The organism is Intrasporangium mesophilum (genome assembly GCF_054783095.1).
The window spans coordinates 258,553-283,451 of sequence record NZ_BAAGRF010000058.1; the positions used below are offsets into that span (position 1 = coordinate 258,553).

At 70.5% G+C, this 24,899-nt stretch carries 25 protein-coding genes; 11 read left to right on the plus strand and 14 right to left on the minus strand.

Annotated elements, in window-relative coordinates:
* Positions 1 to 55 precede the first annotated feature (55 nt).
* From ACYVLP_RS26500 to ACYVLP_RS26515, 4 genes are all read right to left on the minus strand, one after another.
* Positions 56 to 655, minus strand: a complete 600-nt coding sequence (locus tag ACYVLP_RS26500; RefSeq protein WP_452269351.1) for a YflT domain-containing protein — start codon at positions 653 to 655, stop codon at positions 56 to 58.
* Between the two features lie 40 nt (positions 656 to 695).
* A complete protein-coding gene (locus ACYVLP_RS26505; protein ID WP_460630260.1) occupies positions 696 to 1,898 on the minus strand; it encodes an acyl-CoA dehydrogenase family protein in 1,203 nt (400 codons plus the stop codon).
* A gap of 103 nt (positions 1,899 to 2,001) precedes the next feature.
* A complete protein-coding gene (locus tag ACYVLP_RS26510) occupies positions 2,002 to 2,877 on the minus strand; it encodes a caspase family protein (protein WP_460630261.1) in 876 nt (291 codons plus the stop codon).
* A 58-nt stretch (positions 2,878 to 2,935) separates the two neighbouring features.
* Positions 2,936 to 6,409, minus strand: coding sequence for a CHAT domain-containing protein (locus ACYVLP_RS26515; RefSeq protein ID WP_460630262.1), 3,474 nt, complete (start codon positions 6,407 to 6,409; stop codon positions 2,936 to 2,938).
* Positions 6,410 to 6,653: 244 nt separating this feature from the next.
* Between ACYVLP_RS26515 and ACYVLP_RS26520 the strand changes: the two genes are divergently transcribed.
* Positions 6,654 to 7,562 (plus strand): serine protein kinase RIO, encoded by a 909-nt coding sequence (locus ACYVLP_RS26520; protein ID WP_460630263.1) that lies wholly within the window; start codon positions 6,654 to 6,656, stop codon positions 7,560 to 7,562.
* A gap of 180 nt (positions 7,563 to 7,742) precedes the next feature.
* Here the strand turns inward: ACYVLP_RS26520 and ACYVLP_RS26525 are convergent, their stop codons facing one another.
* The 3 genes from ACYVLP_RS26525 to ACYVLP_RS26535 form a co-directional block, all read right to left on the minus strand.
* Positions 7,743 to 8,411: a nitroreductase family protein gene (locus ACYVLP_RS26525; protein WP_460630264.1), complete on the minus strand. Its 669-nt coding sequence runs from the start codon at positions 8,409 to 8,411 to the stop codon at positions 7,743 to 7,745.
* Positions 8,412 to 8,517: 106 nt separating this feature from the next.
* Complete coding sequence (gene proS / locus ACYVLP_RS26530) at positions 8,518 to 9,927, minus strand: proline--tRNA ligase (RefSeq protein ID WP_460630265.1); 1,410 nt, start codon at positions 9,925 to 9,927, stop codon at positions 8,518 to 8,520.
* A gap of 18 nt (positions 9,928 to 9,945) precedes the next feature.
* Complete coding sequence (locus tag ACYVLP_RS26535) at positions 9,946 to 10,800, minus strand: extensin family protein (RefSeq protein WP_460630266.1); 855 nt, start codon at positions 10,798 to 10,800, stop codon at positions 9,946 to 9,948.
* Positions 10,801 to 10,918: 118 nt separating this feature from the next.
* On the opposite strand from ACYVLP_RS26535, the gene ACYVLP_RS26540 reads away from it, so the two are divergent.
* From ACYVLP_RS26540 to ACYVLP_RS26550, 3 genes are all read left to right on the plus strand, one after another.
* Positions 10,919 to 11,491 carry an RNA polymerase sigma factor gene (locus ACYVLP_RS26540; RefSeq protein ID WP_460630267.1) on the plus strand — a complete coding sequence of 191 codons (573 nt, stop codon included), beginning with the start codon at positions 10,919 to 10,921 and terminating at the stop codon, positions 11,489 to 11,491.
* On the plus strand, positions 11,488 to 12,420 hold the full coding sequence (locus ACYVLP_RS26545) for a hypothetical protein (RefSeq protein WP_460630268.1): 933 nt from the start codon (positions 11,488 to 11,490) through the stop codon (positions 12,418 to 12,420). The genes ACYVLP_RS26540 and ACYVLP_RS26545 overlap by 4 nt, the downstream gene beginning before the upstream one ends.
* A 78-nt stretch (positions 12,421 to 12,498) precedes the next feature.
* A complete protein-coding gene (locus ACYVLP_RS26550; RefSeq protein WP_460630269.1) occupies positions 12,499 to 13,233 on the plus strand; it encodes a class I SAM-dependent methyltransferase in 735 nt (244 codons plus the stop codon).
* Between the two features lie 109 nt (positions 13,234 to 13,342).
* On the opposite strand, the gene ACYVLP_RS26555 is transcribed toward ACYVLP_RS26550, so the two are convergent.
* Both ACYVLP_RS26555 and ACYVLP_RS26560 read right to left on the minus strand, forming a co-directional pair.
* Positions 13,343 to 14,293 (minus strand): HpcH/HpaI aldolase/citrate lyase family protein, encoded by a 951-nt coding sequence (locus ACYVLP_RS26555; RefSeq protein WP_460630270.1) that lies wholly within the window; start codon positions 14,291 to 14,293, stop codon positions 13,343 to 13,345.
* Between the two features lie 5 nt (positions 14,294 to 14,298).
* The gene (locus ACYVLP_RS26560; protein WP_460630271.1) at positions 14,299 to 15,372 is read right to left on the minus strand and encodes an HpcH/HpaI aldolase/citrate lyase family protein; all 1,074 of its coding nucleotides are present in this window, start codon (positions 15,370 to 15,372) and stop codon (positions 14,299 to 14,301) included.
* A 90-nt stretch (positions 15,373 to 15,462) separates the two neighbouring features.
* On the opposite strand from ACYVLP_RS26560, the gene ACYVLP_RS26565 reads away from it, so the two are divergent.
* From ACYVLP_RS26565 to ACYVLP_RS26580, 4 genes are all read left to right on the plus strand, one after another.
* Positions 15,463 to 16,077 (plus strand): hypothetical protein, encoded by a 615-nt coding sequence (locus ACYVLP_RS26565; protein ID WP_452269338.1) that lies wholly within the window; start codon positions 15,463 to 15,465, stop codon positions 16,075 to 16,077.
* 18 nt (positions 16,078 to 16,095) lie between these two features.
* A complete protein-coding gene (locus ACYVLP_RS26570; RefSeq protein WP_452269337.1) occupies positions 16,096 to 17,400 on the plus strand; it encodes a magnesium transporter MgtE N-terminal domain-containing protein in 1,305 nt (434 codons plus the stop codon).
* Positions 17,397 to 17,957: a DUF1003 domain-containing protein gene (locus ACYVLP_RS26575; RefSeq protein ID WP_460630272.1), complete on the plus strand. Its 561-nt coding sequence runs from the start codon at positions 17,397 to 17,399 to the stop codon at positions 17,955 to 17,957. The genes ACYVLP_RS26570 and ACYVLP_RS26575 overlap by 4 nt, the downstream gene beginning before the upstream one ends.
* A gap of 162 nt (positions 17,958 to 18,119) precedes the next feature.
* A complete protein-coding gene (locus ACYVLP_RS26580; protein WP_460630273.1) occupies positions 18,120 to 19,262 on the plus strand; it encodes an Mrp/NBP35 family ATP-binding protein in 1,143 nt (380 codons plus the stop codon).
* A gap of 27 nt (positions 19,263 to 19,289) precedes the next feature.
* Here the strand turns inward: ACYVLP_RS26580 and tatB are convergent, their stop codons facing one another.
* The 5 genes from tatB to ACYVLP_RS26605 form a co-directional block, all read right to left on the minus strand.
* The gene (gene tatB, locus ACYVLP_RS26585; RefSeq protein WP_460630274.1) at positions 19,290 to 19,643 is read right to left on the minus strand and encodes a Sec-independent protein translocase protein TatB; all 354 of its coding nucleotides are present in this window, start codon (positions 19,641 to 19,643) and stop codon (positions 19,290 to 19,292) included.
* A gap of 59 nt (positions 19,644 to 19,702) precedes the next feature.
* The gene (locus ACYVLP_RS26590; RefSeq protein WP_460630275.1) at positions 19,703 to 21,415 is read right to left on the minus strand and encodes a S1C family serine protease; all 1,713 of its coding nucleotides are present in this window, start codon (positions 21,413 to 21,415) and stop codon (positions 19,703 to 19,705) included.
* Entirely contained in the window at positions 21,412 to 22,083 is a 672-nt protein-coding gene (locus ACYVLP_RS26595) for an anti-sigma factor (protein WP_460630276.1), read from the minus strand. The genes ACYVLP_RS26590 and ACYVLP_RS26595 overlap by 4 nt, the downstream gene beginning before the upstream one ends.
* Before the next feature lie 18 nt (positions 22,084 to 22,101).
* The gene (gene sigE / locus ACYVLP_RS26600) at positions 22,102 to 22,758 is read right to left on the minus strand and encodes an RNA polymerase sigma factor SigE (RefSeq protein ID WP_460630277.1); all 657 of its coding nucleotides are present in this window, start codon (positions 22,756 to 22,758) and stop codon (positions 22,102 to 22,104) included.
* 137 nt (positions 22,759 to 22,895) lie between these two features.
* Positions 22,896 to 23,381, minus strand: a complete 486-nt coding sequence (locus tag ACYVLP_RS26605; protein ID WP_460630278.1) for a hypothetical protein — start codon at positions 23,379 to 23,381, stop codon at positions 22,896 to 22,898.
* Between the two features lie 94 nt (positions 23,382 to 23,475).
* Here ACYVLP_RS26605 and ACYVLP_RS26610 point away from each other — a divergent pair, with 94 nt between their 5' ends.
* The 3 genes from ACYVLP_RS26610 (at position 23,476) to ACYVLP_RS26620 (ending at position 24,868) form a co-directional block, all read left to right on the plus strand.
* Positions 23,476 to 24,099 (plus strand): O-methyltransferase, encoded by a 624-nt coding sequence (locus tag ACYVLP_RS26610; RefSeq protein ID WP_460630279.1) that lies wholly within the window; start codon positions 23,476 to 23,478, stop codon positions 24,097 to 24,099.
* Positions 24,100 to 24,400: 301 nt separating this feature from the next.
* Positions 24,401 to 24,592 (plus strand): hypothetical protein, encoded by a 192-nt coding sequence (locus tag ACYVLP_RS26615; protein ID WP_452269328.1) that lies wholly within the window; start codon positions 24,401 to 24,403, stop codon positions 24,590 to 24,592.
* A gap of 75 nt (positions 24,593 to 24,667) precedes the next feature.
* Positions 24,668 to 24,868, plus strand: a complete 201-nt coding sequence (locus tag ACYVLP_RS26620) for a hypothetical protein (protein WP_452269327.1) — start codon at positions 24,668 to 24,670, stop codon at positions 24,866 to 24,868.
* The last annotated feature ends 31 nt before the right edge of the window (positions 24,869 to 24,899 follow it).

Consider the following 24,899-nt stretch of genomic DNA (forward strand, 5'->3'; position numbering starts at 1 on the left):
AACGACCCGGGAGGGTCACGGAACGTTGCATCCCGAGCCGGGCGGCATACTGCGCTCAGATGTCGGAGCCCGGCGGGCGCGGCGCGTCGGAACGGCTCACCGGGGGCTCCGGGCTGACCGGCGCGATGCCGATGCTGACGTTGCCGCCCGGTGTGATGCCCGCCGCCGTGAGGATCTCGCGACCCTCCTGGGCGAACTTGTGCTCGCAGAACACCTCGTACTTCGTCGCGACGACCTGGCTCACCGAGGAGAAGTCACGGACCCCGCGGGTGAAGCCGTAGCCGACGAGCGACCAGATGAGACCGAACACGGCGCCGTACACGGCGGCGGCGATGATCATGCTGAACGGGTTCGACGGCCGGGCGAACAGCGACAGGATGAGGCCGACGAACAGACCCAGCCAGATGCCCGACAGCAGGCCTCCCAGCGCGACGCGGCCCCATGACAGCCGCGCGGTGACCCGCTCGAGCTGCTTGAGGTCGGTGCCCACGATGAGGCAGTTCTCGACCGCGAAGTGCTTGTCGGACAGAGTGTCGACGGCCTTCTGCGCATCTTCGTACTTGTCGAAGGTCCCCAGAGACATGGGGTACTCCAGCGACAGCGTCGCGAAACCCTGGCGCCCTCGGCCCCCCGGACCCTTTGGTTGCAGGCTCATGCGGACATCCTCGCATCTGTGAGGACGCTGGGACTGGAGGTCACGCCCGCAGCTTGTAGTCCTCCACGAGCCGGCGGCCGATGATCATCCGCTGGATGTCGGCGGTGCCCTCGCCGATGAGCAGCATCGGCGCCTCGCGGTAGAGCCGCTCGATCTCGTACTCCTTGGAGTAGCCGTAGCCGCCGTGGATGCGGAACGAGTCCTCGACGACCTGGGCGCAGTTCTCGGAGGCGAGGTACTTGGCCATCCCGGCCTCGAGGTCGTTGCGCTCGCCGGAGTCCTTCTTGCGGGCGGCCTTGACCATCATCTCGTGCGACGCCTCGACCTTGACCGCCATGTCGGCGAGGCGGAAGAGCACGGCCTGGTGGTCGACGATCTTCTTGCCGAAGGTCTCCCGCTGCTGGGCGTAGGCGATGGCGAGCTCGAAGGCGCGTCGCGCCACGCCGCAGCCACGCGCGGCGACGTTGACACGGCCGACCTCGACGCCGTCCATCATCTGGTAGAAGCCGCGGCCCGGCTCACCGCCGAGGATCTGCGCATCCGACGTGCGATACCCGTCGAAGACCAGCTCGGTCGTGTCGACGCCCTTGTAGCCCATCTTGTCGATCTTGCCGGGCACCGTGACGCCGGGCGCGGTCTCGCCGAAGCCCGGCTCCTTCTCGACGAGGAAGGTCGTCATGTTGCGGTAGACGGACTCGGCGCCGGTGTCGGTCTTGACGAGCACCGCGACGAGGTTCGCCGTCCCGCCGTTGGTGAGCCACATCTTCTGGCCGTTGATCGTCCAGTCCCCGGAGTCGGCGTCGCGCACGGCCTTGGTCTTGATGGCGGAGACGTCCGAGCCGCAGCCGGGTTCGCTCATCGAGAACGCGCCGCGGATCTCGCCCGTCGCCATCTTCGGAAGGTAGCGCTGCTTCTGCTCCTCGGTGCCGTGCTGCAGCAGCATGTAGGCGACGATGAAATGGGTGTTGATGATGCCGCTGACGCTCATCCAGCCGCGCGCGATCTCCTCGACGCACAGGGCGTAGGTCAGCAGCGACTCGCCGAGCCCGCCGTACTCCTCCGGGATCATCAACCCGAAGATCCCCATCTCCTTCATGCCGTCGACGATCGCCTGCGGGTACTCGTCGCGGTGCTCGAGCTCCGTGGCGACGGGGATGATCTGCTCGTCGACGAACTCGCGGACGAGCTTGACCAGCTCGGTCTGCTCCTCGGTGAGGCCGTCGGTCTGCTGGAGGCGGGACATGCGAGAGAGTATGCCGCCGCCTCCGCCGTGCAGTCAGCGCGCTCGGATGTGAGTACGGCCACCTGTGGCGTCAGTCACCGGCTCGCGTGGTCCACGAGGGGTGTCACCAGGGCTGGCCGAACGCGACCTTCTTGGCCTTGACCGGACCCTCGAGCGTCGACCTCTGGCTGAAGTCGCCGTCCTTGAGCCCCGTGGTCACGGTCTTGAGGAGCTCGCTGCGGGTGCTGGTCGGGCTGTCCTTGATGGCCTTGAGGAACAGGTAGGTGAACGCGCCGTTCGACCTCCCGCCGAAGGTCGCGTCCGACGCCGTCTGGTCCGGCTTGCACGCGGCGAACAACACCGGCTTGGAGGCGGTCGAGCGGCTCTTGGTGAGCTCGACGAGTGCCTTGCGGTCGACGGTGCGCGGGCCGGTCGCGGCGCGGATCGAGCGAGCCTGCGCGAGACCGGTGGGCGTCGGTGGCGGCAGGTAGCGAGGCTTACGACCGAGGAGCTGGGCCTGCATGATCTCGTCCAGGTCCCTGAGGCCGGTCCCGCTGTGGCACGTGTCGAGCACCACCTCGAGGAGCACACCCTGCGGCAGCCGCCCGAACAGGTCGTGCAGCTCGTCGTCGACCACGACCGTGTCGCGGTCCCACTGGTCGCCTTTCTGCCGGATGTCGTGGCAGGCGAAGGCCTCGTCGAGACCGTCGGGCTCGTAGTCGCCACCCGGCTCGTTGGGCACCTGGGTCCCGTGGCTGGAGAACGTGAAGACGAGGTGGTCGCCGGCCTTGGCCGCGCCGACCATCGTGTCGAGCGCCCCCATGACGTTCTTCTTGGTGGCGTCGGCGTCGGTGAGCACCGTCGTGGTGCGCGCGGTGAAGCCGTACTTCTTCAGCGCGGCCGCCACGTCCTTGGCGTCGTTGACACAGCCGTTCAGCCAGCTGGTCTGCGGCAGCGACGCGAACTCGTTGATCCCTACGCAGAGCGCCTTCTGTGCCATGCGAGTTCCTTCCTCTCGATCTCGTGCGGTGTTGGGTTCGCCTGGGACGTATGCCGTCTCACCCCGTCGCCAGCACGGCGTCGGGTCTCGCGTATACGACGTACGCCAGCCAGGTCGGATCGTCCGCCTCGCGGGCGGCAGCCCGGGCGACGGCGCTCGCGCGGGAGATCGGGGTGCCCTTGAGCAGCTCCTCGTAGAGGCTTTCGACGAAGACCCTGGCGGGTTCCTCGTGCACCGACCACAGGCACGAGACGAACGCGGAGGCGCCGGCGTTGAGGAACGCCGTGGCGAAGCCGCCGACGGTGGTGAACAGCTCCCCCACCCGTCCCGTCTGGCAGGCGTTGAGAACCACGAGCGGGCCGCCGACGGAGGGATCGGCCCAGTCGAAGTTCTCCGAGACGTCGGTGGCAGAGAGGAACTCGTTCATGACGACGTTGCCGCGCCGGCGGCCCCTCAGCAGGACCTGGGCGTCCGCGATGTTGTCGGTGCGAGCGGCCCCGTGGCCCGAGAAGTGGAGCAGGTCGAAGTTGCCGCCGCGCAGCAGCCGCTCGACGCCGCTCGGGGTGGCGGTGACCGCCTTGGCGCCGAACCGCGCCTTGAGGTACTCGGCCTCGAGAACTCCCGCGTCGTTGCTGATCGACGGGTCGGCGTAGACGGGGCAGATCGAGCGCGCCCGGCCGGTCCGGACCTTCAGCTGCTTGGGCGGGAAGCTTCCGATCTGCCAGCGGACCAGGCCACCCTGGGCGAGGAAGAGCGGGGTCGTGCCGCGCTTGCCGCGAGGCGGCTTGAGGTGCACGAGCTCCCAGGGTACGTAGGGCTCGTCGGTGTAGACGATGAGGTCGTGCACGAGGTCTCGGTGCGTCCAGAGGTACTCCTGCATGTCCTCCGGGAAGAACTGCTCGAAGAGCATGGAGCCGATGTTCTGGAGCTTCCTCAGCCGGGCCGAGGGCCTGGAGAGGGTGTCCTTGATGACGCTCTCGACCTCGGCGATCCGGGCATGGACGAAGTCGTCGCGTCCGATGATCGGAGGCGACTCGAAGAACCGCACGTCGTCCCGCTCGAGGCGGAGCGCGTAGGTGTAGACGAGCTCGCCCGTGGCCCGTCGTCCGAGACTGATGTCGAGGCAGGCCACACCGTCGAGCTCGGGGGCCTCGATGCCGGCGTGGACCGACGCCGTCACCGGGGTGGGTGCGCGCATGCCGTCCTGGGCCGCGGTGGCCTGCAGCCGGACGGTCGCGACGGGAACCCAGCCCTGGCGGAGCACGACCTCGACGGCGACCGGGCCGGGCGCGATCGCCCTGGCTCGGAACGTCAGCTCCGCCGCCCAGTCGCCGCCGGGCAGGCCGAAGACCTTGCTGTCGCGCTCGAGCACGTCGACGTTGACCTTGCCGAAGACCTGGACGCTGACCGGGCGCTCGGCATCGACCCGCACCTGCTGGTCGACGTGGACGGTTCCCTCCGTCGCCTCGATCGCGACCCGCGCCAGGCGCACTCGAATCGTGAACTCCTTTGCAGGAGTGACGGTTTCGGGCATCTCCGCCGCGAGGTGGGCAGTGGCTGCAGGTGGCGCGACCGGCTCCAGGCCCGCCGCCAGCGGGGGCGCGGGTGGTGGCGCCGCAGGTGGCGGCGGTGGCGCCGCAGGTGGCGGCGGTGGCGCCGCAGGTGGCGGCGGTGCCGCTGGCGGCCGAGCGGCGGGCGGCCGAGCTGAGGGTGGCGCGACCATCGGCGGAGGCGACATCGGGGGCTCAGCCATCTCCACGCCCCGGTCACCGCCCCCGCGCGATGCACCCTCGGCCATCTCATCCTCGGCGCCTGCCCCGGGGAGTGCGTCCCCCGGCTCCGCCTCGGGTGCCGCTTCCGCGCCGGCTGTCATCCACGCTGGGAGGGACGTGCCGTCGTCCTCACCGGCACCGAGGCCGAGCGGCAGCCACTGGGAGATCTTGCCGAGGACCGAGGCGTTCGAGAAGTAGTTGACGTGGTAAGTGACGTCGTTCGTCCCCAGCGCCAACGTGTCCCGTACGAAACCGCCTTTCGGCAGGCCGATCGCCGACATCGAAGCCGTATCGACGACGAGGTCGTTGGGGCCCTCGAAGAGCCCGTCGAGGAAGCCCTCGGCGAGACGTGCCGCGAGCTCGCGCGGGAACTCGGCCGGGACCACGTGACCGCCGAGGAGCGAGACATGGAAGTCGGACGACACGACGTACCAGCTCGTGCCGGGCTGCGGCTGGCCCGGCTGCATGGTGTTGATCGTCGTGACGAACGGCCCGTCGGGCACCATCGCAGCGAGCCCGGGCACCGCCTTAGCGTCAGCGGCATACGAGGCGAGGAACTTCACGAGCGCGCCGACGCCCTGCACCACACCGCCGACGACGGCCGTGAACGCGGCCGCGCCCGGCACGAGCGAGAGGCCGACCGCTCCGACCATCACCAGGTTGGTGTAGAGGTCGACGAGGTCGTGCCAGCGCTTCGGGTCGGCGAGATGGGTGCCGCCGTTGGTCGCGGCGACGAAGACGATGTTGTCGACCGAGCCCTGCCAGGACGACTGCGGCAGCACCGTCTCGACGAGCGACCTCGTGACGAGCCCACCTCTGCTGTGCGTGATGACGTCGATCTGCAGCGGACGGCCGTGTCCCCCGGCCGACAGCAGGTCGAGCAGGTCGCGCGCGTTCTGCTCGGGGTCGACGCTGAGCGTGCGGTGGTCGTAGCCGATGACGGCGTCGTAGGCAGAGACGAGGGTGTCGACGAAGCGGTTCGCATCGGGCGCTACCGACATCGCCCCGAAGGCGCTCACGGTCGAGGAGAACGTGCCGTGGACGAGCAGCAGCACCCGCGGAGTCCAGTCCGTGTCGAGCGGCACCTCGGCGATCGACTGGATCGGCTTCCAGTGGTCGAGCGAGCCGCCGGTGATGTGCACGAGTCCCGTGCGGATCTTTGACTCGAGCACCTCGATGACCTTGCCGACCACGGCCGGCGCGACGAACTTGATGACGATGGCTTGCACCGCCCCATGGACCAGGTCGCCCAGCAGGCCGCGGTCACGAGACCCGTCGCCATCCGTCGGCGTGATGTCTCGCTGGCGTCCACCCCTCTGGGAGTGGGGCGCTGGACGTGCGGGGCGCATCGGCTGCACCGGGATGTCGAAGCTGACGGTGCGGGGGCCGAGGTCGATGGAGCGGTCGACCGGGCCGCCCTTGGGCAGCTGCCACGAGTAGACGCCGTCACGCTCGAGCAGCACGACCGCGTCGTCACCGGGGGCGACGTCGACGTCCACCTGCACCGTGCCCCTGCGGTTCGACGGTGGCCTGCCGTCGATGTCCCGTGACCCTCGGGGCGTGAGGTCGATCCGGTCCAGGACGGTGAAGTCGTTGTCCGCCAGGGCATCCAGCAGCGCGGCGGTCGGCCCGCCCGCCGGCAGGGGCAGGTCGCGGTCCGTGTGTCCCGGGCGTGCGTCACCGCTCGGGGCTCGGGTGGCGTCGTAGGTCTCGGGGGTGCGCACCCGCACCGCTCCACCGCCGAAGGACGCGGCCGGCATACCTTGCTCCCTCCGAGGGACCCGCTGGACGGACTCTCTTGTCACGGTAGAGGTGGAGAAGTGCGCGCTGATACGGATTCGCCCAAAGCGGGCCGGTAATTCGTTTGCGTCACAGGCGAGCGATGCGGCACCCTCGTGGACGACCGCGACGGCACCAGGCCGGCGCACGGGAACCCAAGGAGGGTGACATGTCGATCACGGCCCCGGGCATGCCTGCCCACATTGCTACGAACTTGGAGTTCCCTTGTCATTCAATGCTTTTCACGAGGACGAGTACGAAGTATTCGACTCTCGCCTGACTGACGGCCGGGCTCTCGACTCCCACCTCGAGGACTTTGCCGTCGACAGCGCGCCCGACGCACCTCCGGAGGGCGAGCGCTGGTCCAGCTGGGACGGTGCGACCCACGGTCCCAAGCCCCGACCCGACTGGGTCATCACCGACCTCGGCGCCGTCGAGGCCGACCTCGGTGTCCTCAAGACGGGCAAGGAGGCCGACGTCCACCTCGTCCGCAGGTGGGTGCCGGGCGCCCCGGACCGGGACGTGCTCATGGCCGGCAAGCGGTACCGGTCGAGCAAGCACCGCATGTTCCACCGCGACTCGGGCTACCTCGAGGGACGGAGGGTGCGCAAGTCGCGCGAGACGCGGGCCATCCGCACGCGGACCTCGTTCGGCAAGGAGCTGATCAGCGGACTCTGGGCCTTCGCGGAGTTCGAGACGCTGATCCGGCTGTGGGGTGAGGGACTGCCGGTGCCGTACCCGGTGCAGATGTCCGACGACGAGATGCTGATGGAGTTCATCGGCACTCCCGACGGGCAGGCCGCGCCACGGCTCGCCCAGGCCCGACCTGCTCCGGAGCTGCTCCCGAGGCTGTACGAGCAGCTGCGCGAGGCGATGCTCCGGCTCGCTGAGCTCGGCTGGGCGCACGGTGACCTCTCGCCGTACAACGTCCTGCTCGACGGCGACGGTGAGGATGTGCGGCTGGTCCTCATCGACTGGCCGCAGATCGTCGACATCATCGGCAACCCGCACGGACCGGAGTTCCTCGAGCGCGACGCGCGGAACATGTGTGACTGGTTCACCCGCAGGGGGTATGCCGTGGACGACGGACTCCTGTTCGGTGACCTCATGGCCGCGGCGACGTCGCGCTGGTAGCGCCACCGAACGTCGCGCCGGTGCGCCGGCCGGTGGAGGCCACCCGTTCGTGGGGTGGCCTCCACAAGCCGCCGGCGCGCCGTCCCCACGGACACACCAAGTGCTTTCGTGGCGGCCGGACAGGCGTGAGCAACCACGCCGCGCGAGCTTGGTATGTCCCTGGTGCCGGGGACGGCGGGATCAGCCCGTCGGCGGCTCGTCGAGGAAGTCTGCGGCGTGGCCGAACTTGCCGGAGTGCACGAAGGCCTCGAGCGGCAGCCGCGACCTGGGCAGACGCGAGCGCGCTCGCAGCCAGTCGGGCATCTCGAGGTCGCCGTCTGGCGCCGCCGGAAGCCCGAGCGCGATCCCGGTCGTGACCGCCCAGTGCGGGGGCACAGCGAACCGCTCGGCCGCGGCGCGGTGGTCGAAGCCACCGAACTGGCGCACCTGCAGGCCCATGGACCTCGCCTGCACGGTGATGTGGGCCACCGCCTGGCCGAGGTCGAACATCGCGTAGTCGCTGTACGCGATCTCGTGGTCCTCGTCGGTCGCGACCTGGTGCAGCGTCAGGATGATCGCCGAGGCGGACGGCGCCCACACCTGGTTCGCCGAGGACAGCAGCTCGACCATGGTGGCGTGGGTATCGTCGCCACGCCGGCCCACGATGAAGCCCCACGGCTGCGAGTTGCCCGCAGACGGTGCCCAGCGCGCCGCCTCCAGGATGGCCCGGAGCGACTCCGGCGAGAGCACGTGCGACCGGTCGTAGACCATGACACTCTCGCGCTCGCGCAGCAGCGGAGTGAGGATGTCCGGCTGCGCCGAGACACCCGGGGACGTATGCCGTTGGGTGGTCACCGTCTCGTCGCTCATGTCGCGCTCAGCCTCCTCACGCACTCCTCAACCATGCCCGACGCCTGCCTCTTCCCGACTCCCCTGTGGGAAGGCCCACTCGTGCTTTTGGCTCGCTTCGCTCGCGTCAGTAGGCCCGCCCGACCACAGCGAGGACGTCCGGGTCGTCTTCGGACAGGGGCACGGAACCGTCGGGCATCGTGAGGCAGCGCACCGTGACGGACGACTCGGCCAGTACGGCCTCCCCTTCGTCGCCGACCTGCTTCCACGCGATCGTCGCCCAGCCGGTGCGAGCCGCCTCGGCGGCCTCGGCGAGGGTCTCGACAGCGGAGGTGTTCGTATCGCGATGAGCCAGCGCGCCGGCATACAGGGCCTGGTGGTCCTCGTCGAGCGCGCGGGACACCTCGGTGACGAGCGCCGCGAGCGGCAGCGGCGACTTGCCCCCGGCGATGCGCCTGACGACCGTCACCGTGCCGGCGGCGAGATCGCGCGGCCCGACCTCGATCCGCACCGGGATGCCCTTGAGCTCGGCGTCGACCGCGCGCCGCCCGAACGGCGTGTCGAGCCGGTCGTCCAGCTCCGCGCGAATGCCTTGCGCCACAAGGTCTTTCACGACCTGGCCGGCCGCCTCCGCGACGCCCTCGCCCGCCTTGACGACCATGACGAGCACCTGGATGGGGGCGAGCCGCGGAGGCACCCGCAGGCCGTTGTCGTCGCCATGGCACATGATGAGGCCTCCCACCATGCGGGTCGTGCTCCCCCACGAGGTCGTCCAGGCCAGCTCCTGGCGGCCCTGCTCCGAGAGGTAGGTGATGTCGAACGCCCTGGCGAAGTTCTGCCCGAGCTCGTGGCTGGTGCCCATCTGCAGCGCCTTGCCATCACGCATCATCGCCTCGAGCGTCATCGTGTTCGTCGCGCCGGCGAAGCGCTCCTTCGCGGTCTTGCGGCCGAGGACCACCGGGATCGCGAGCACCTCCCTCATGAACGCGGCGTACACGTCCTCGTGGATGCGCTTGGCGAACTGCCGCGCGTCCTGCTCCGTCGCGTGCGCGGTGTGCCCTTCCTGCCAGAGGAACTCGCTGGTGCGCAGAAAGATGCGGGGGCGCAGCTCCCAGCGCACCACGTTGGCCCACTGGTTCAGCAGCAGCGGCAGGTCGCGGTAGCTCTGCGTCCACTTGGCCATGAACTCCCCGATGACCGTCTCGGACGTCGGCCGCACCACGACCGGCTCCTCGAGCTCCTTGCCCCCCGCGTGGGTGACGACGGCGAGCTCCGGGCTGAAGCCCTCGACGTGCTCCGCCTCACGCTCGAGGTACGACTGCGGGATGAACAGCGGGAAGTAGGCGTTGCGAGCGCCGGTCTCCTTGATCCGGCGGTCCATGTCGGCCTGCATCCGCTCCCAGATCGCGTAGCCGTATGGCCGGATGACCATGGTGCCGCGCACCGGGCCGTTGTCGGCCAGCTCGGCCTTGGCGATGACGTCCTGGTACCACCGCGGGAAGTCGTCGGACTGTGGAGTGAGCACGCTCTGGGCCATGACGACCGATCCTACGGGTCACGCCTCGCGCATCGTCGCGACGAGGAACGCCTGCCACGCCTCCCTCGAGTCGGCCAGCGCATCAGGGCTGCCCGCCGCCTCGAGGACGCGCGAGGTGGCCTCGCGAGTCGCGTCGTCCAGCTCCCCCGTGATCTCGACGTCCGTGCGTCCCCATACGTGCCGGCACATCGCCTGCACGGCCTGGACCTGTGCGTGGGACCGGCGGATCAGTCGGGGCTGCTCCGTCCCGAAGCGTCCGATGTCGACGTGGATGTGGTTCGCATGGGCGGCGTCGAACAGGTAGGTGAGGACGTCCGCGAACTCGTGGTGCAGCCCGGCGGCGGTGCGCCAGTAGAGCCGGAGGCGCCGCTGGAGCTCGGCCGCGGGCGCGTCACGCCACTGGTCGTAGCGCAGCGAGGTGAGGTCGCGTCCGCCGGCGCGCAGGCGTGCGATGTCGATCGCCTCGCCCGAGCTGTGCCACGAGGTCGCGGCCCCGCGGACCCACGCGCCGTAGGAGCGGACCTCGTCGGGCACCTGGCCGATGTACCGCTCGTGCAGCGCCAGCCACCGGTCGAGGCGTCGGCCGAAGGCGTCGGTCACGTAGTACGTCGCCGGCCGTCCGGTGACCTCGTAGACGTAGGTCGCCCGGCCGATCCGCCGCCGCGCCACGAGGTCGCGGTAGTCGACCGGCTGCGGGTCGATGCGCAGCTCCGGAGGCGCGGGGCCGGCGAGTCCCGGTATGCCGGGCACCTCGGGTAGCTCGACGAGCCCGCTTCGCGCGACGGCATACGTGCCGCCCGCCGCGACGACGCCGAGCGCACCCGCCACGATGAGGCCGCGCCGGGTGATGCGGTGCCCCTCGGAGCGCTCCATGCCCTGACCAACGCGCGGGCGCTCCCCGTGTATCCCGAAGCCGTATGCCGCTTGTCCGCCACATGCACCCGCCCGTCGCTCGGGCGCCCGGAGAGGGCACACGGCATACCCTCTCCGGATGACTGGGGGCGCTGGGCAACCTTTCGGCGTCTCGCGCGTCGTGCCGGGTGTGAGAGTCATCGTCAGCGACCCGACGGACCGCGCGGCCGGCTTCCGCGGCCTCTTCGACGCCCACGCCACGCGAGCGGTGCGGTTCGCCGCGCTGCTCGGCGCCGAGGACCCCGAGGACGTCGTCCAGGACGCGTTCTGCCGTCTCTACGAGCGCTACCAGGGTGGGACCGGAGACCTGGCCGACGCCAGCGCCTACCTCAACCGCGTCATCGTCAACCTCGTCCGCGACCGGCATCGCCGCCGGGTGGTCCGATGGCGCCGGACCCGCCTGGAGCGCCGCGACGCGGAACGGCACGCCGAGTCCGCCGAGGAAGCGTCGCTGCGCACGTCGGAGGCGAGCCAGGTGCTCGCCGCCCTGGACCGCCTGCCAGAGCGGCGCCGTGAGGCGGTCGTGCTGCGGTACTGGCTCGACCTGCCCTACGCCGAGATCGCCACGCTCATGGGCACCACCGTCGGTGCCGCGAAGTCCGCCGTGTCCCGAGGGCTCGACGACCTGCACCGCCACCTGGAGGACCGATGACCGACCGCGACCTGCTGACCCGGGACCTGCTCGACACAGCTGCGCAGGAGATCGACGTCGACCTGGAAACGCTGTGGCAGCAGACCGAGAGACGCCTCGGCACTCGCCGCTCGTGGCTGCGCCCTACCCTCGCTGCCGCGTCGGTCGTCGCTGTCGCCGGCGCGGCCGTCGCCACGGGCTGGTGGACTGCCCGGCCGGACACCACGTCCTTCGGCTCCGGCACCCCGTCGGTCTCGTCTGCCACGACCCCAGCCGCAGCGTCTTCCACCGCCACGACATCGAGCGCGAGCACGACCTCGAGCGCTTCGTCGACCGGCCCGGTCATGCCCGGGCTCACCATCGGCAGCCCGCTGCCGGCATACCAGCAGTACGTCGACCAGACGAAGCTGGGCAGGCAGAACCGGTGGGCGCACATGGCCAAGGGCCGGACCATCGGCCTCGGCACGGTCCACGTCGGAGGGCGCCCCGCGAACATCCTGCTCGCGCCGGCGATGACGGACGCAGGGTCGTACGGCGACGGCAAGGCCCGGCCCGCGGGCTGCATCATGGTGTGGCCCGCGGACCGCAACATCAACGACAACCAGGTCCGCGGCAGCAGCTCGACGTGCGTGACCTTCCCGCTGCCGACCTCCAAGCCGGGCCCCTTCGACGACCTCGGCGAAGGGGCGCTGTCGGACCCTTCGACCAACGAGGTGGACGAGTACAGGGACGTGCTCCGGCCGGTGGTGGCGACCTCAGGCCGGGTCGCCTCGTTGGACTTCGAGCAGGACGGTCTCCTGACTCCGCTGCCGTACCGGCTCACCCTCCCGGGTGTCGACGGGGCGGTGTTCGTCGGGTTCCTGCCGTATCGGCCGATGACCCTGGACTCGGACATGCGGATCGTGGCTCGCGATGCGGCCGGAAGGGTGGTCTTCGACCGCCGGCTCTGAGCTGTCCGAAGGAGCGCCGCGGCGACGACGGCGGATATTCGGTGGACCGGCCTCGCGACGCGCGGCAAGGTCGAGGACATGTGGCAGGACGAGCTCTGGGATGCCGAGACCGCAGCGCGCTACGACACGCCTGGCGCGGGGATGTTCGCCCCCGAGGTGCTCCGGCCGACCGTCGACCGGCTGGCCGCACTGGCCGCCGGGGGTGCCGCGCTGGAGCTGGCGATCGGCACCGGCCGGGTCGCCGTGCCCCTCGCGGAGCGCGGTGTGCCGGTCAGCGGGATCGAGCTGTCCCAGCCGATGGTGGACCGTCTCCGGGAGAAGGCCGATGAGCAGTCGATCCCGGTCGTCCTCGGCGACATGGCCACCGCGACCGCCCACGGCGAGTTCACGCTGGTGTACCTGGTGTACAACACGATCTCCAACCTCATGACGCAGCAGGAGCAGGTGGACTGCTTCCGCAACGCCGCCCGCCACCTCGTCCCGGACGGCTGTTTCGTGGTCGAGCTCTGGGTGCCCGAGCTGCGCCGGCTGCCGCCCGGTGTGCCTGCGACCGTGTGGGACCTGCAGCCGGGCTACATCGGGCTCGACACCTACGACGTGCTGCAGCAGCACGTCGTCTCGCACCACTTCACCTTCGACGAGACCAGGCGCGCCCGCCTGACCCGCTCGCCCCACCGCTACATCTGGCCCGCCGAGCTCGACCTCATGGGGCGGCTCGCCGGTTTCGAGCTCGAGGCCCGGCACGCCGACTGGTCGGGCTCAGACTTCACCGCCGAGTCGCGCTCGCACGTGTCGGTCTACCGCCTGCCCTGAGCGAGGCTCACCCCCGTTCGAGGTATTGCGGTCGAGGTACAAGGTCGTGCCAGCTGGCGACCTGATACCTCGATCCGATTACCTCGAACGAGGGGGCACGGACGAGGGGTCAGCGAAGCGCGGCGATGGCCTCGGCGGTCGCGAGCACCTGGTGCGCCTGGTCGACGTGGAGGTTCTCGATGAGCCGGCCGTTCAGCGTGGCAACACCAGAGCCCTGCGCCACCGCCGCCTCGAACGCGGCGATGACCGCGCGCGCCTCCTGCACCTGCGCCTCAGTCGGGGCGAAGACCTCGTTGCACGGATCGACCTGCCCCGGATGGATCAGGGTCTTGCCGTCGAAGCCCAGCTCCCGGCCTTGCCGAGCCTCGGCGACGAACCCGTCGGCGTCCTTCACGTCGTTGAACACCCCGTCGACGATCGCGACCCCCGCAGCGCGCGCGCCGAGCAGAGCCAGCTGCAGCGACGTCTGGATCGCCGCGCGTCCGGGCGAGTACGTCGCGCCGAGCTCCTTGTAGAGGTCGTTGGTGCCGAGCACGAGGCAGGCGAGGCGGTCCGACGCGCTCGCGATCTCCTCCGCGTGCAGGATCGCCGAGGGCGTCTCGATCATCGCCCAGAGGCGCACATGGTCGGGGGCCTCGGCCGCCACCATCGCCTCGACGAGCGACCGCACCTCGTCCGCGGACCCGACCTTCGGCACCACCACCGCGTGGGGCCCTGCAGCGCAGGCCGCCGCAAGGTCGGCGTCGTGCCACTGGGTGCCGATGCCGTTGACGCGGATCGTCAGTTCACGCCGGCCATAGTCCCCGGACTGCGCTGCGGCACAAGCGTTCTCGCGCGCAGTCTCCTTCGCGTCGGGTGCCACGGCATCCTCGAGGTCGAGGATGAGGGCGTCCACGGGCAGGGTCTTCGCCTTCTCCAGGGCACGCTCGTTGGAGCTCGGCATGTAGAGCACCGAGCGGCGTGGGCGCACGGCCCCGCGTCCTGGAGCCGGGGAGGGGTCGCTCCCGAGCTTGCGAGGGTCCGGCCCGTCATTCCGGAATGCCGTGCGGTCGGCGACCATGGGACTCAGCCTTCCTGCGTGGCGGGCTCGGCGGCATACAGTGCGGCGAGCTCGGGGTCGGTCCGGGCGAGGCGCTCGGCGAGCTCCACGATGACGAGGCACTGCTTGAGGCTCGCGTCGTCCTCCATCTTGCCGTCGAGCATGACGGCGCCCGTGCCGTCACCCATCGCCGCCACGACACGCCTTGCGTGGCGGACATCTTCGGCGGATGGGCTGAAGACGCGCTTGGCGATCTCGATCTGGACGGGGTGCAGCGACCACGTGCCGACGCAGCCGAGCAGGAAGGCATTGCGGAACTGGTCCTCGCACGCGACGACGTCGGCGATGTCGCCGAAGGGGCCGTAGTAGGGGAAGATCCCGTGCATCGCGCACGCGTCGACCATCCGGGCGATCGTGTAGTGCCAGAGATCCTGCTGGTAGGTCGCGCGCTCTCCCTGGATGTTCCCGTCCACGGGGTCCTGCCGCACGAGATAGCCGGGGTGCCCGCCCCCGACCCGCGTCGTCTTCATCCGGCGGTCGGCCGCCAGGTCGGCGGGCCCGAGCGAGAGCCCCTGCATGCGCGGCGAGGCGCCGCAGATCTCCTCGACGTTGGCCACGCCTCGCGCGGTCTCGAGGATCGCGTGGACGAGGATCGGGCGGGTCAGGCCGGCACGCGCCTCGAGCTGGGCGAGGAGCCGGTCGACGTAGTGGATGTCCTCGGCACCCTGGACCTTGGGCACCATGATGACGTCGAGCTGGTCGCCGATCTCGGTGACCAGCGTGGTCAGGTCGTCGAGCACCCACGGGCTGTCGAGCGCGTTGACCCGCGTCCAGAGCTGGGTGTTCTCCCCGAAGTCCGTGGCCTTGGCGATGGCCACGAGCCCGGCCCGTGCCGCCTCCTTGCGGTCCGCCTTGACCGCGTCCTCGAGGTTGCCGAGCAGCACGTCGACCGTGCCGACGAGCCCTGGGACCTTGGCCGCCATCTTCTCGTTGCTCGGGTCGAAGAAGTGGATGACCCGGGACGGACGCGCCGGGACCTCGGTGAGCGGCGTCGGGGCGCCCACGGCGAGGGGACGGAAGAAGTCCTTTGCGCTGCGCATGGGCGTCAACGTAGCAACGGCCCGGCACACCCGGTTATGACCGCAGTCACGCCCACCACCAATGAGGTCGGAATCACTATGGTGGGCCGTGTGACCGAGCCGCCCAGCGCCAACCTCACCGCCCTCCTCGGCGAGGCCATGAGCAAGTCCGGCCTGCTCTGGATCGACGTCGCCGACGACCGCACCTGGCCGGCCTGGCACGTGTGGGACGACGGCGCTGCCCTGGTGGTGAGCGGGCCGGGTGAGCAGCCGCTGCCCTGGCTCCCCAAGGAGGTCCGGCTGATCCTGCGCAGCAAGGACACCGGCGGGCGGCTGCTGACGATCCGGGCGCACGTCCACGTCCTCGAGCCCGGCACTCCCGAGTGGCAGCGTGCCGCCGAGCTGCTCAAGGCCTCGCGGCTCAACGCCGTCGACGACTCGCTGACCCGCTGGGCCGCCGAGTGCACCATCACCGCACTCGTGCCGTTCGACAGCCCGCTCGAGTCCCCAGGCGCCTATGACGCCGGCGACCACCGGGCCGCCCCGGCCCGCACGGCCGCGACGACGACCGCGTGGCGCCCGTGGCATCTCGGCGGGCGTGGAGAGGAGCGCGCCGAGCGCAAGCGCGCCAAGGCTGCCCGCAAGGCCGCGGTGAAGGCCGCCCGGGAGCGCGCGAAGCTGCGCAAGAAGCGTCAGCGACGTGGCGTCGGCCGGCACGGCACGTGACCGCATAGCCTGGGCCTCATGAGCGCCAGCACCCGCGTCTTCGTCGCGCGCCTGACGGGACTGAGCGTCTTCGACCCGCTCGGTGACCAGGTCGGTCGCGTGCGCGACGTCGTGGTGATGTTCTCGGCCAACCGGCCCGAGCCCCGCGTGATCGGACTGGTCGTCGAGGTGCCGGGCCGGAGGCGGGTGTTCGTGCCGATGACGCGGGTGACCTCGATCGACGCGGGCGCCGTGATCACGACCGGCCTGGTCAACATGCGCCGCTTCGAACAGCGGACCAACGAGATGCTGGTGGCCGCCGAGCTGTTCGACCGCACGGTCAAGGTGACGACGCCGGAGGCGGTCGAGGCGGGCTTCGGCGACGCGATCGTCGAGGACCTCGCGATCGAGCAGGGGCTTCGCCGCGACTGGCTCGGCGTCAAGGTCTTCGTCCGGCAGGCGTCCGGGGTGTCGTCGGCATCTCGCGCCATGTCACGCCTGACTCGCCGGCGGTCGGGCAAGACGATGCTCGTCGACACCCGCGACGTCCAGGGCCTGCATGAGCAGTCCGGCGCGCAGAGCGCGGAACGCCTCCTCGAGACCTACGACGATCTCAAGGTCGCCGACCTCGCCGAGGTCATCCACGACCTGAACCCCAAGCGGCGGGCCGAGGTCGCCGCCGCCCTCGACGACGAACGCCTGGCCGACGTCCTCGAGGAGCTCCCCGAGGACGACCAGGTCGAGATCATCGCCGGGCTCGACACCGAGCGGGCTGCGGACGTGCTCGAGGCCATGGAGCCCGACGACGCCGCCGACCTGCTCGCAGACCTGCCCCCCGAGCAGGCCGAGCAGCTCCTGCAGCTCATGGAGCCCGACGAGGCGGCGCCCCTGCGGCGGCTGCTCACCTACGACGAGAACACCGCCGGCGGCATGATGACGACCGAGCCGGTCGTGCTCGGTCCCGAGGCGACGATCGCCGAGGCGTTGGCGACGGTGCGCCGCGAGGAGCTCGCCCCGGCGCTGGCGTCCCAGGTGTACGTATGCCGTCCGCCACTGGAGGCGCCCACGGGCCGCTACCTCGGCCTCGTCCACATCCAGCGCCTGCTGCGCGAGCCGCCGCACGCGGCGATCGGCTCGATCATCGACAAGGAGATGGAGCCCGTCTCGGCGAACGCCTCGCTCGAGACGGTGACCCGGACCCTCGCGACCTACAACCTCGTCTCGCTGCCCGTCGTCGACGACGACGGCCGGCTCATCGGTGCGGTCACCGTCGACGACGTGCTCGACCACATCCTCCCGGAGGACTGGCGTGAAGAGCGCCACGAGCTCGGAGTCCGCCCGTGAGCGAGCGTTCGGAGCGGCGGATCGGCGCCCGGGCCGTGCGCGGCGACAAGCTCGACCAGCCTCGCGAGCAGCGCGCTCGGTTCCTGCCGCAGGTGTCGCTGTCGCAGGAGGCCTTCGGCGTCCTGTCCGAGAAGTTCGCGCGCTTCATGGGCACGGCGCAGTTCCTCATCGGGATGACGGTCTTCGTGCTCGTCTGGGTCGGCTGGAACATCCTGGCCCCGCCGGGCCTGCGGTTCGACGAGTACCCGTTCATCTTCCTCACGCTCATGCTGAGCCTGCAGGCGTCGTATGCCGCACCGCTGATCCTGCTCGCGCAGAACCGGCAGGCGGACCGTGACCGGGTCACCCTCGAGCAGGACCGGGCCCGCGACGAGCGCAACCTCGCCGACACCGAGTTCCTCACCCGTGAGGTGGCCTCGCTGCGCGTGGCGCTGCGGGAGCAGGCCACACGCGACTTCGTCCGGTCCGAGCTGCGCGGCCTGCTCGACGAGCTCGAGGACCGCGCCCTGCTCCGCCGCCTCGACGACGACCACACGCCCCCGCAACACACCGGCTAGCCGCATACTCCTGCGGAAATAACCGGCGGACTTGGCGGCTGCTCGGTGTGTTGCCGGTGTTGCAGGTGTCGCACGAGCATGCCGCGAGGGTGCGCGCGAGTGTGGCGCGAGTGACAGGGGGCGTGGTCGGGAGCGCCCGATCTGCGGCATACGATGGACACCATGTCCGTCCTCATGGTGCCCAGCCGTGACGCGCTGCTCACGGCCCTGTCGAAGGTCAACGACCCCGAGATCCGCAAGCCGATCACCGAGCTCGGCATGGTCAAGTCGGTCGAGATCGACGATGCCGGGCGGGTGGCTCTCGCGATCTTCCTCACGGTCTCGGGCTGCCCGATGAAGGACACCCTGACCCGCGACACCACAGCCGCCCTGCTCGCTGTCGACGGCGTCACCGCTGTGGACGTCGCACTCGATGTCATGAGCGACGAGCAGCGCGCCACCCTGCGTCAGCAGCTGCGCGGTGGGGCCCCGGAGAAGGAGATCCCCTTCGCCAAGCCGAGCTCGCTGACGCGGGTGTATGCCGTGGCGTCCGGTAAGGGCGGCGTCGGCAAGTCCTCCGTCACGGTCAACCTGGCTGCCGCGATGGCCGAGCAGGGCCTGCGGGTCGGCGTCGTCGATGCCGATGTCTACGGCTTCTCGGTGCCGCGGATGCTCGGCGTCGAGCAGCGACCGACGCAGGTCGACGACATGATCCTGCCGCCCATCTCGCACGAGGTGAAGGTCATCTCGATCGGGATGTTCGTCCCGGGCAACCAGCCGGTCGTGTGGCGTGGGCCCATGTTGCACCGCGCCCTGCAGCAGTTCCTCGGTGACGTCTTCTGGGGTGACCTCGACGTGCTGCTGCTCGACCTGCCGCCCGGCACAGGTGACATCGCGATCTCGATCGCGCAGCTCATCCCGACCGCCGAGATCCTCGTCGTGACCACGCCGCAGCAGGCCGCCGCAGAGGTCGCCGAGCGCGCGGGCTCCATTGCGCTGCAGACGCATCAGCGGGTCGTCGGCGTCATCGAGAACATGTCGTGGCTCGAGCTGCCCGACGGCACACGCCAGGAGATCTTCGGCTCCGGCGGTGGCCGGGACGTGGCCGAATCACTGACCCGGAGCATTGGCGCCCCGGTCGAGCTGCTCGGTCAGATCCCGCTCGACACCCGGCTGCGCGAGAGTGGCGACAACGGCATGCCGGTCGTCCTCGGAGAGCCGGACTCCCCCGCCGCCGTGGCCCTGCGCGGCATCGCACGCACTCTCGCCACGCGCGCCCGTGGGCTCGCCGGTCGCTCCCTCGGACTCACGCCCGCCGGTCGCTGACTCCGTCGAGCTACCCCGGCGGACAGGTCAGGTGGCCTCGGTGTCCCACGGGGTCGGCAACGACGGGTCGTGGCCACGCGGCACGCTGACCGGCTTGTCGGCGGTGTCTGCCACCGGCTCCTCGTCGGGCGGTGCGTTGAGGGCGTCGCGCACGATCTTGCGCGGGTCGTACTGCCTCGGGTCGTAGGCCCGCCAGTCGATATCGGAGAACTCCGGACCCATCTCGTCCTTGAGCTGCTGCTTGGCGCGGTCGGCCATCTGGCGAGCCTGGCGGACGAACCGCCCGAACTTCGCGGCGTAGTCGGGGAGCCGCTCGGGACCCAGCACGAGGATGGCGAGCACCCCGAGCAGGAGCAGCTCCCACCCGTTGATGTCGAACAACTGACCCTCGCTTCCACGCGTTCCTACGGCGCGGCCATCCTACGGTCCCGCGCTGGGAGCTACTTCGCCGGCTCCGCCTCGAGCGTCATCTTCAGGTCGAAGTCGTGCCCGTCGCGCTGGACCGTGAGGGTCACGGTGTCGCCCACGGCGCGCGACCGGATCGACACGATGAGCTGGTCGGGTGTGCGCACTCGCTTGCCCTCGAACGCGACGATGACATCGCCCGGCTTGACCCCGGCCTTGGCGGCGGGACCTCCCGAGGTGACCGCGTCGCCCGAGTCGTCGACCTCTGCGCCCTCGCCCGTGAAGGTGCGGTTGAGCTTGACCCCGATGATCGGGTGCGTCGCCTTGCCGGTGGCGATGAGCTGGTCGGCGGTGCGACGCGCCTGGTCGCTCGGGATCGCGAAGCCCAGGCCGATGCTGCCGCCGGTCGACCCGGACGTCCCGGGCACCCGCGCGATCGCGCTGTTGACGCCGATGACCTGCCCGGTCATGTCGAGCAGCGGGCCGCCGGAGTTGCCGGGGTTGATGGCGGCGTCGGTCTGAATGGCGTTGATGTAGGACGCCTCGGTGCCGTCGCCGGGTGTCACGGGGCGGTTCATCGCGCTGACGATGCCCGTGGTGACGGTCTGGTCGAGGCCCAGCGGCGCGCCGACCGCGATCACCTGGTCGCCGACGACGACCTTGTCGGAGTGGCCCAGGGTCAGCGGGGTGAGGTCGCTGCGGGCGATCTTGAGCACTGCGAGGTCGTAGCTCGCGTCACGTCCGACGATCGTCGCCTTCTCGGTGTCGCCCGTGCTCAGCACGACCTGGATCTCGCCGTTGGGCGCCGCCTCCACCACATGGTTGTTGGTCAGCACATGGCCCAAGCGGTCGATGACGAAGCCGGAACCCGTCGCCGAGCCCTCGCTGCCGCCGTCCACCTTGATCGTGACGACGCTCGGCAGCACGTTCGCCGCGATGTTCGCCACCGAGCCGGCCGGGCGCGACGTGGCGCCCGGGCCCGGGGTGGGCAGCGTGGTCCCGGCAAGGTTGATGCGGTCCTCGGCGACGTGGCCGGCGACGCCGCCGATGACGCCGGACAACAGGCAGAGGGCGACGACGCCGGTAACGATGAGCCCACGACGGCGCCGAGGCCGTGAAGCCGCCGTTTCATCGGTCAGTGGGACGCCGGGGAGCAAGGGACCGCCGGGCAGCTCGCCACCGCCGGGCGGCGCCACCGGAGAGCCGGGTATGCCGCTGGCATCCGTCGGGCCGTACGCACCGTGAGTGCCATACGGGCCTGGAGCCCCTGGCGACCCGGTCGGCGCCGTCGTGCCGGCGGCGGTCGCGGCGTAGTAGCCGGCTGCGGGGGCCGACGGCGAACCCGGCTGGGCCGCCGAAGCGAGCGCGTGCGAGTCGGGCGTCGGAGACTCGACCGGGGGCGTGTACGCCGCCCGGTGCGCCTCCTCGGCCAGGGCGTCGGCGCGGTCGCTCCCCCACGAGGAGTCGGCGCGTGCAGGAACCCCCGTTGAGGCCGGGTCGCCGAAGACGTCGAACCAGGCATCGTCGTCCTGGCCGGGCGCGGTGACAGCGGCCTCGGAGGGGATGGCTCGCGTGTCGTGCAGGTCGATGATGCCGGTGCGCTCGGCCTCGCCGCGCGCGGGGCCTGTCTCGAGGCCCGTCTCAGGCCCTGCCTCGGGGCCCGTCTCAGGCCCTGTCTGGGGACTCGCTTCGGGCGCTACCCCCGAAACAGCGGGCTCGTGGTCCGGCGTCCTCGACTCGTCGCTCATGGACCTGATTGTGCCGAACTGACGCTGGTGAACCGAACCGGGCCCAGATCACTGTCGCGGTGCGCGGTGCCGGTCGCGACGACCCAGTACGACACGGTGACGCGCACCGGCATGGCCGGGCCGTACATCGTGCCGCTGGAGGAGCTGGTGCGGCTCACCGGCAGCGAGTGCCCGTTCAGGCCCGTCAGGGAGTTCTGGCCGAAGTGCGCCACAGGGACCTGACGCGAGGTGCCGCCGGAGCCGGAGACCGGGGACACGGCCAGGCCCCAGGCCGCCGCCACCGAGGCACCGGCCGCAATCGACGCGACGACCGCAGCACGCATCGGGGAGCGGTGCAGTGCGGGCGCACCCGGGGATACGGTCGGCACGGGGTCGTACGAGGGGGCGGACGGCATACGGAACCCGATGGGGGGCAGCGGGATCCGTGGCCCGCTGTGCACCGGAACCTCGGGCGCCGGCGGAGCCGTGGCGAGCCCGATGAGGGAGGACCGCAGGCTCATGGGCACCCCGGTGTCGGAGCGCAGCGATGCGACGATCCGGCGCTCCTGGTCCGCGGCTGCTCGGCACATCGTGCAGCACACGACATGGCGGTCGTAGAGGTGAAGCAGGGCAGGAGGGAGCGCGCGGTCGACGTACGCGCGGACGTGGTTGCGCAGGTGCGGCGTCACGGGGTCACCTCTGCACCATCAGCGCGTCCCTGCCGCGACCCGGCGCCCGGGGATCCGCAGGCCGGCGCGGCCCGTGCGCGACTCCGGCTTAGCGGCGGGCCTGGCGGCCACGTCTGGAGCGCGGTGCGCGAGGGCCTCGCGCAGCTGTGCGCGGCCCCGGTGGATCCTGGAGCGCACGGTGCCGAGCTTGACGCCCAGCGTGGCGCTGATCTCCTCGTAGGAAAGGCCCTCGATGTCGCACAGGACGACCGCGGCCCGGAACTCCGGGGCCAGGGCGTCGAGCGCACGCTGCACGTCGTCGTCGAAGCGAGCGTCGTGGTATGTCTGCTCCGGGCCCTTCTCGGCGCTGGCAAGACGGCCGGCGGCGTCCTCAGGGAGGGCGTCGAAGCGGATGCGCTGCTTGCGGCGCATCTTGTCGAGGAACACGTTGGTCGTGATGCGGTGAAGCCAGCCCTCGAAGGTGCCCGGCTGGTAGGAGTGCAGCGACCGGAACACGCGGACGAACACGTCGTGCGTGAGGTCCTCCGCGTCATAGGGGTTGCCCGTGAGGCGGTAGGCCAAGCGGTAGACGCGCGCCGAGTGCTGCTCGACGATCTCCTCCCACGTCGGAGGAGTCCATGCCGAGTCGGCCTGCGCCACGGCGGTGGGCGGGGTGGTCGTCACGCTGGTGGTCACGGGGGCCTTTCACGGAAGGGTTCAACGACAAGAACGCCGTTGCGTCTCGTTTCGTTCCCCTTCAGAGTGGCCGATCCGGTTATGTGCGCGCACATCGGAACCTGTGGATCCGCTGTGGATCCCCGATGACCGCCCCGTCAGCGCTCGCCCGCCTCGGCCGCCTGCTCGGGCGCCTCGGCCACCTGCTCGGGCGGCACGGCCTCGTGGTGCCGGCGCCCGTGGGTGCGCCGGTCCTCCTTCATCTGCGCCTCGAACAGGTGGCGGCGGCCCTCGACGAGCCGCTCGCGCGCCTGCGCCTCGAGCCGCTTGAAGGTCTCGTAGTAGCCGTCGTCGTACTCCTCGACGACCTGAAAGGTCCAGCGGCCCTCGAGCACGTTCCGGCCGACCAGGTCGGTCTCGATCTCGTCGGCGAGCTCTCGATGACCGGCCGCCCGGAGCAGGTCGACGGCCTCTCCCAGGGCGAGGTCGGCCGTGCCGGTCAGGCGATGGAAGCCGTAGAGGTGGCCACGCGCGTCCTCGACGACCTCGAACGCCTCCGACAGCTTCCCGAGAGCCTCGATCGTCGCGTCGTCGACGCCCGCCGGACGGCGGTGCTGGGGCGCCGGCAGGTCCAGTTCGTCCATGTCCGCACCCTAGGCGCTTCCGGGACGCCGTAGGTCCCGAGCGCCCCGACGCGCGTCCCGTCGATGCCGTATGCCGCACAGTAGGGTTGCCCGCATGAGCACCCAGAAGGTTGCGGCCTGGTCGCACGCGGAGGAGTTCGTGACCCCGAGCGAGCACATCGAGCAGGCCCGCCGCAAGGGTGAGGAGCTCGGCGCCGAGCCCGTCGGCAACGGCGTCGGGGCAATGCTCCAGCTGCTCGCGGCGGCGATCGGCGCCAAGGCCGTCATGGAGGTCGGCACGGGCGCCGGCGCCTCGGGACTGTGGCTGCTCGGTGGGATGCCACCGGACGGCATACTCACGACGATCGACCTCGAGACCGAGCACCAGCGGGCGGCGCGCGACGCGTTCGCCGCGGCCGGCATCGCACACCAGCGCACCCGAGTCATCGCCGGGCGGGCGCTGGAGGTGCTCCCGCGGATGACCGACGGCGCCTACGACCTGGTCGTCGTCGACGCGGACCGGCTGGAGTACCCCGAGTACCTCAACCAGGCCGCACGGCTGCTGCGCACCGGTGGCACCCTCGCCATGACGTGGACGGACAAGGAGTCCGACCCGGCGAACCGCGACGCCGAGACCCGCACCCTGCGCGACGTCGGCAAGTCGATCCGCGACCACGCCGGATTCACGGTCGCCCTGCTGCCGGTCAGCGACGGCCTCCTCCTCGCCGTCAAGAGCTGACCACGCAGCCGTCCCGGCTCCTCGAGCTCCTGGCCGGAATCCGACCTCGGATTGCCCACGGCACCAAAGGAATCCGAAAGCGCATGCGCACCCAAGGAGTCATGCGGATAACGCCCGCTTGACGCCTCGGTCACGCGCCGATCACGCGCCCTTCACACCTCAGTCACGGCCTTGTCACGCGCAGGTCACGCGGCCCTCACGCCGGCATGACGCAAGATTCACGCCTGCCTGACGGCACGATGACGGACCCGTCACACCCCTCCCGGTCTACTTGTTGGCAGCAGGGAAGGAGGTGAACACCATGAACATGATCAGCTACTCCGAGCTCGAGTCCGAGACCGTCGAGCTGCTTCCCGAGAAGGAGACGCTCTTCTTCAACAACAACTGGGCCGGCATCTACGCGAGCAACTCGTCGCTCGCTCTCAACGTTGCCTCCGTTTTCGCGAACGCCCAGAGCAACGCGACCCAGGTCATCGGCGTCGTCCAGCACTGACCCGCTGTCCGGTGCCACCGTCCCGCCGACACTCGGGACGGGGCACCGGACTTCCGCATGTAGAAGGGGGATGTCATGCAGACCATGACGTCGATCTCGCTCAGGGACATCGACGACGAGCTCGTCGAGTGCCTGCCGGACCGGGAGACGCTGTTTTTCGACATCAACGTCGCGCCGGTCATCGGGGTGAACCTGTCGATTGCGATCAACGCCGCGACGGTCAACAGCAGTGCGTACGCCAACGCGCACCAGGTCCTCGCGTCAGTCATCCACTGACCTGTTCACCCGATCGTGCTGGCGTGCCCTC

Bases quoted from the DNA above. Each gene is read 5' to 3' on its own strand.
- ACYVLP_RS26610 (WP_460630279.1), top strand. From the start codon at position 23,476: ATGAGCACCCAGAAGGTTGCGGCCTGGTCGCACGCGGAGGAGTTCGTG.
- ACYVLP_RS26570 (WP_452269337.1), top strand. From the start codon at position 16,096: ATGAGCGCCAGCACCCGCGTCTTCGTCGCGCGCCTGACGGGACTGAGC.
- ACYVLP_RS26545 (WP_460630268.1), top strand. From the start codon at position 11,488: ATGACCGACCGCGACCTGCTGACCCGGGACCTGCTCGACACAGCTGCG.
- ACYVLP_RS26550 (WP_460630269.1), top strand. From the start codon at position 12,499: ATGTGGCAGGACGAGCTCTGGGATGCCGAGACCGCAGCGCGCTACGAC.
- ACYVLP_RS26500 (WP_452269351.1), bottom strand. From the start codon at position 655: ATGAGCCTGCAACCAAAGGGTCCGGGGGGCCGAGGGCGCCAGGGTTTC.
- ACYVLP_RS26505 (WP_460630260.1), bottom strand. From the start codon at position 1,898: ATGTCCCGCCTCCAGCAGACCGACGGCCTCACCGAGGAGCAGACCGAG.
- ACYVLP_RS26555 (WP_460630270.1), bottom strand. From the start codon at position 14,293: ATGGTCGCCGACCGCACGGCATTCCGGAATGACGGGCCGGACCCTCGC.
- ACYVLP_RS26515 (WP_460630262.1), bottom strand. From the start codon at position 6,409: ATGCCGGCCGCGTCCTTCGGCGGTGGAGCGGTGCGGGTGCGCACCCCC.
- ACYVLP_RS26540 (WP_460630267.1), top strand. From the start codon at position 10,919: ATGACTGGGGGCGCTGGGCAACCTTTCGGCGTCTCGCGCGTCGTGCCG.
- ACYVLP_RS26620 (WP_452269327.1), top strand. From the start codon at position 24,668: ATGCAGACCATGACGTCGATCTCGCTCAGGGACATCGACGACGAGCTC.
- ACYVLP_RS26525 (WP_460630264.1), bottom strand. From the start codon at position 8,411: ATGAGCGACGAGACGGTGACCACCCAACGGCATACGTCCCCGGGTGTC.
- ACYVLP_RS26510 (WP_460630261.1), bottom strand. From the start codon at position 2,877: ATGGCACAGAAGGCGCTCTGCGTAGGGATCAACGAGTTCGCGTCGCTG.
- proS (WP_460630265.1), bottom strand. From the start codon at position 9,927: ATGGCCCAGAGCGTGCTCACTCCACAGTCCGACGACTTCCCGCGGTGG.
- ACYVLP_RS26590 (WP_460630275.1), bottom strand. From the start codon at position 21,415: ATGAGCGACGAGTCGAGGACGCCGGACCACGAGCCCGCTGTTTCGGGG.
- ACYVLP_RS26605 (WP_460630278.1), bottom strand. From the start codon at position 23,381: ATGGACGAACTGGACCTGCCGGCGCCCCAGCACCGCCGTCCGGCGGGC.
- ACYVLP_RS26580 (WP_460630273.1), top strand. From the start codon at position 18,120: ATGTCCGTCCTCATGGTGCCCAGCCGTGACGCGCTGCTCACGGCCCTG.
- ACYVLP_RS26535 (WP_460630266.1), bottom strand. From the start codon at position 10,800: ATGGAGCGCTCCGAGGGGCACCGCATCACCCGGCGCGGCCTCATCGTG.
- ACYVLP_RS26560 (WP_460630271.1), bottom strand. From the start codon at position 15,372: ATGCGCAGCGCAAAGGACTTCTTCCGTCCCCTCGCCGTGGGCGCCCCG.
- ACYVLP_RS26615 (WP_452269328.1), top strand. From the start codon at position 24,401: ATGAACATGATCAGCTACTCCGAGCTCGAGTCCGAGACCGTCGAGCTG.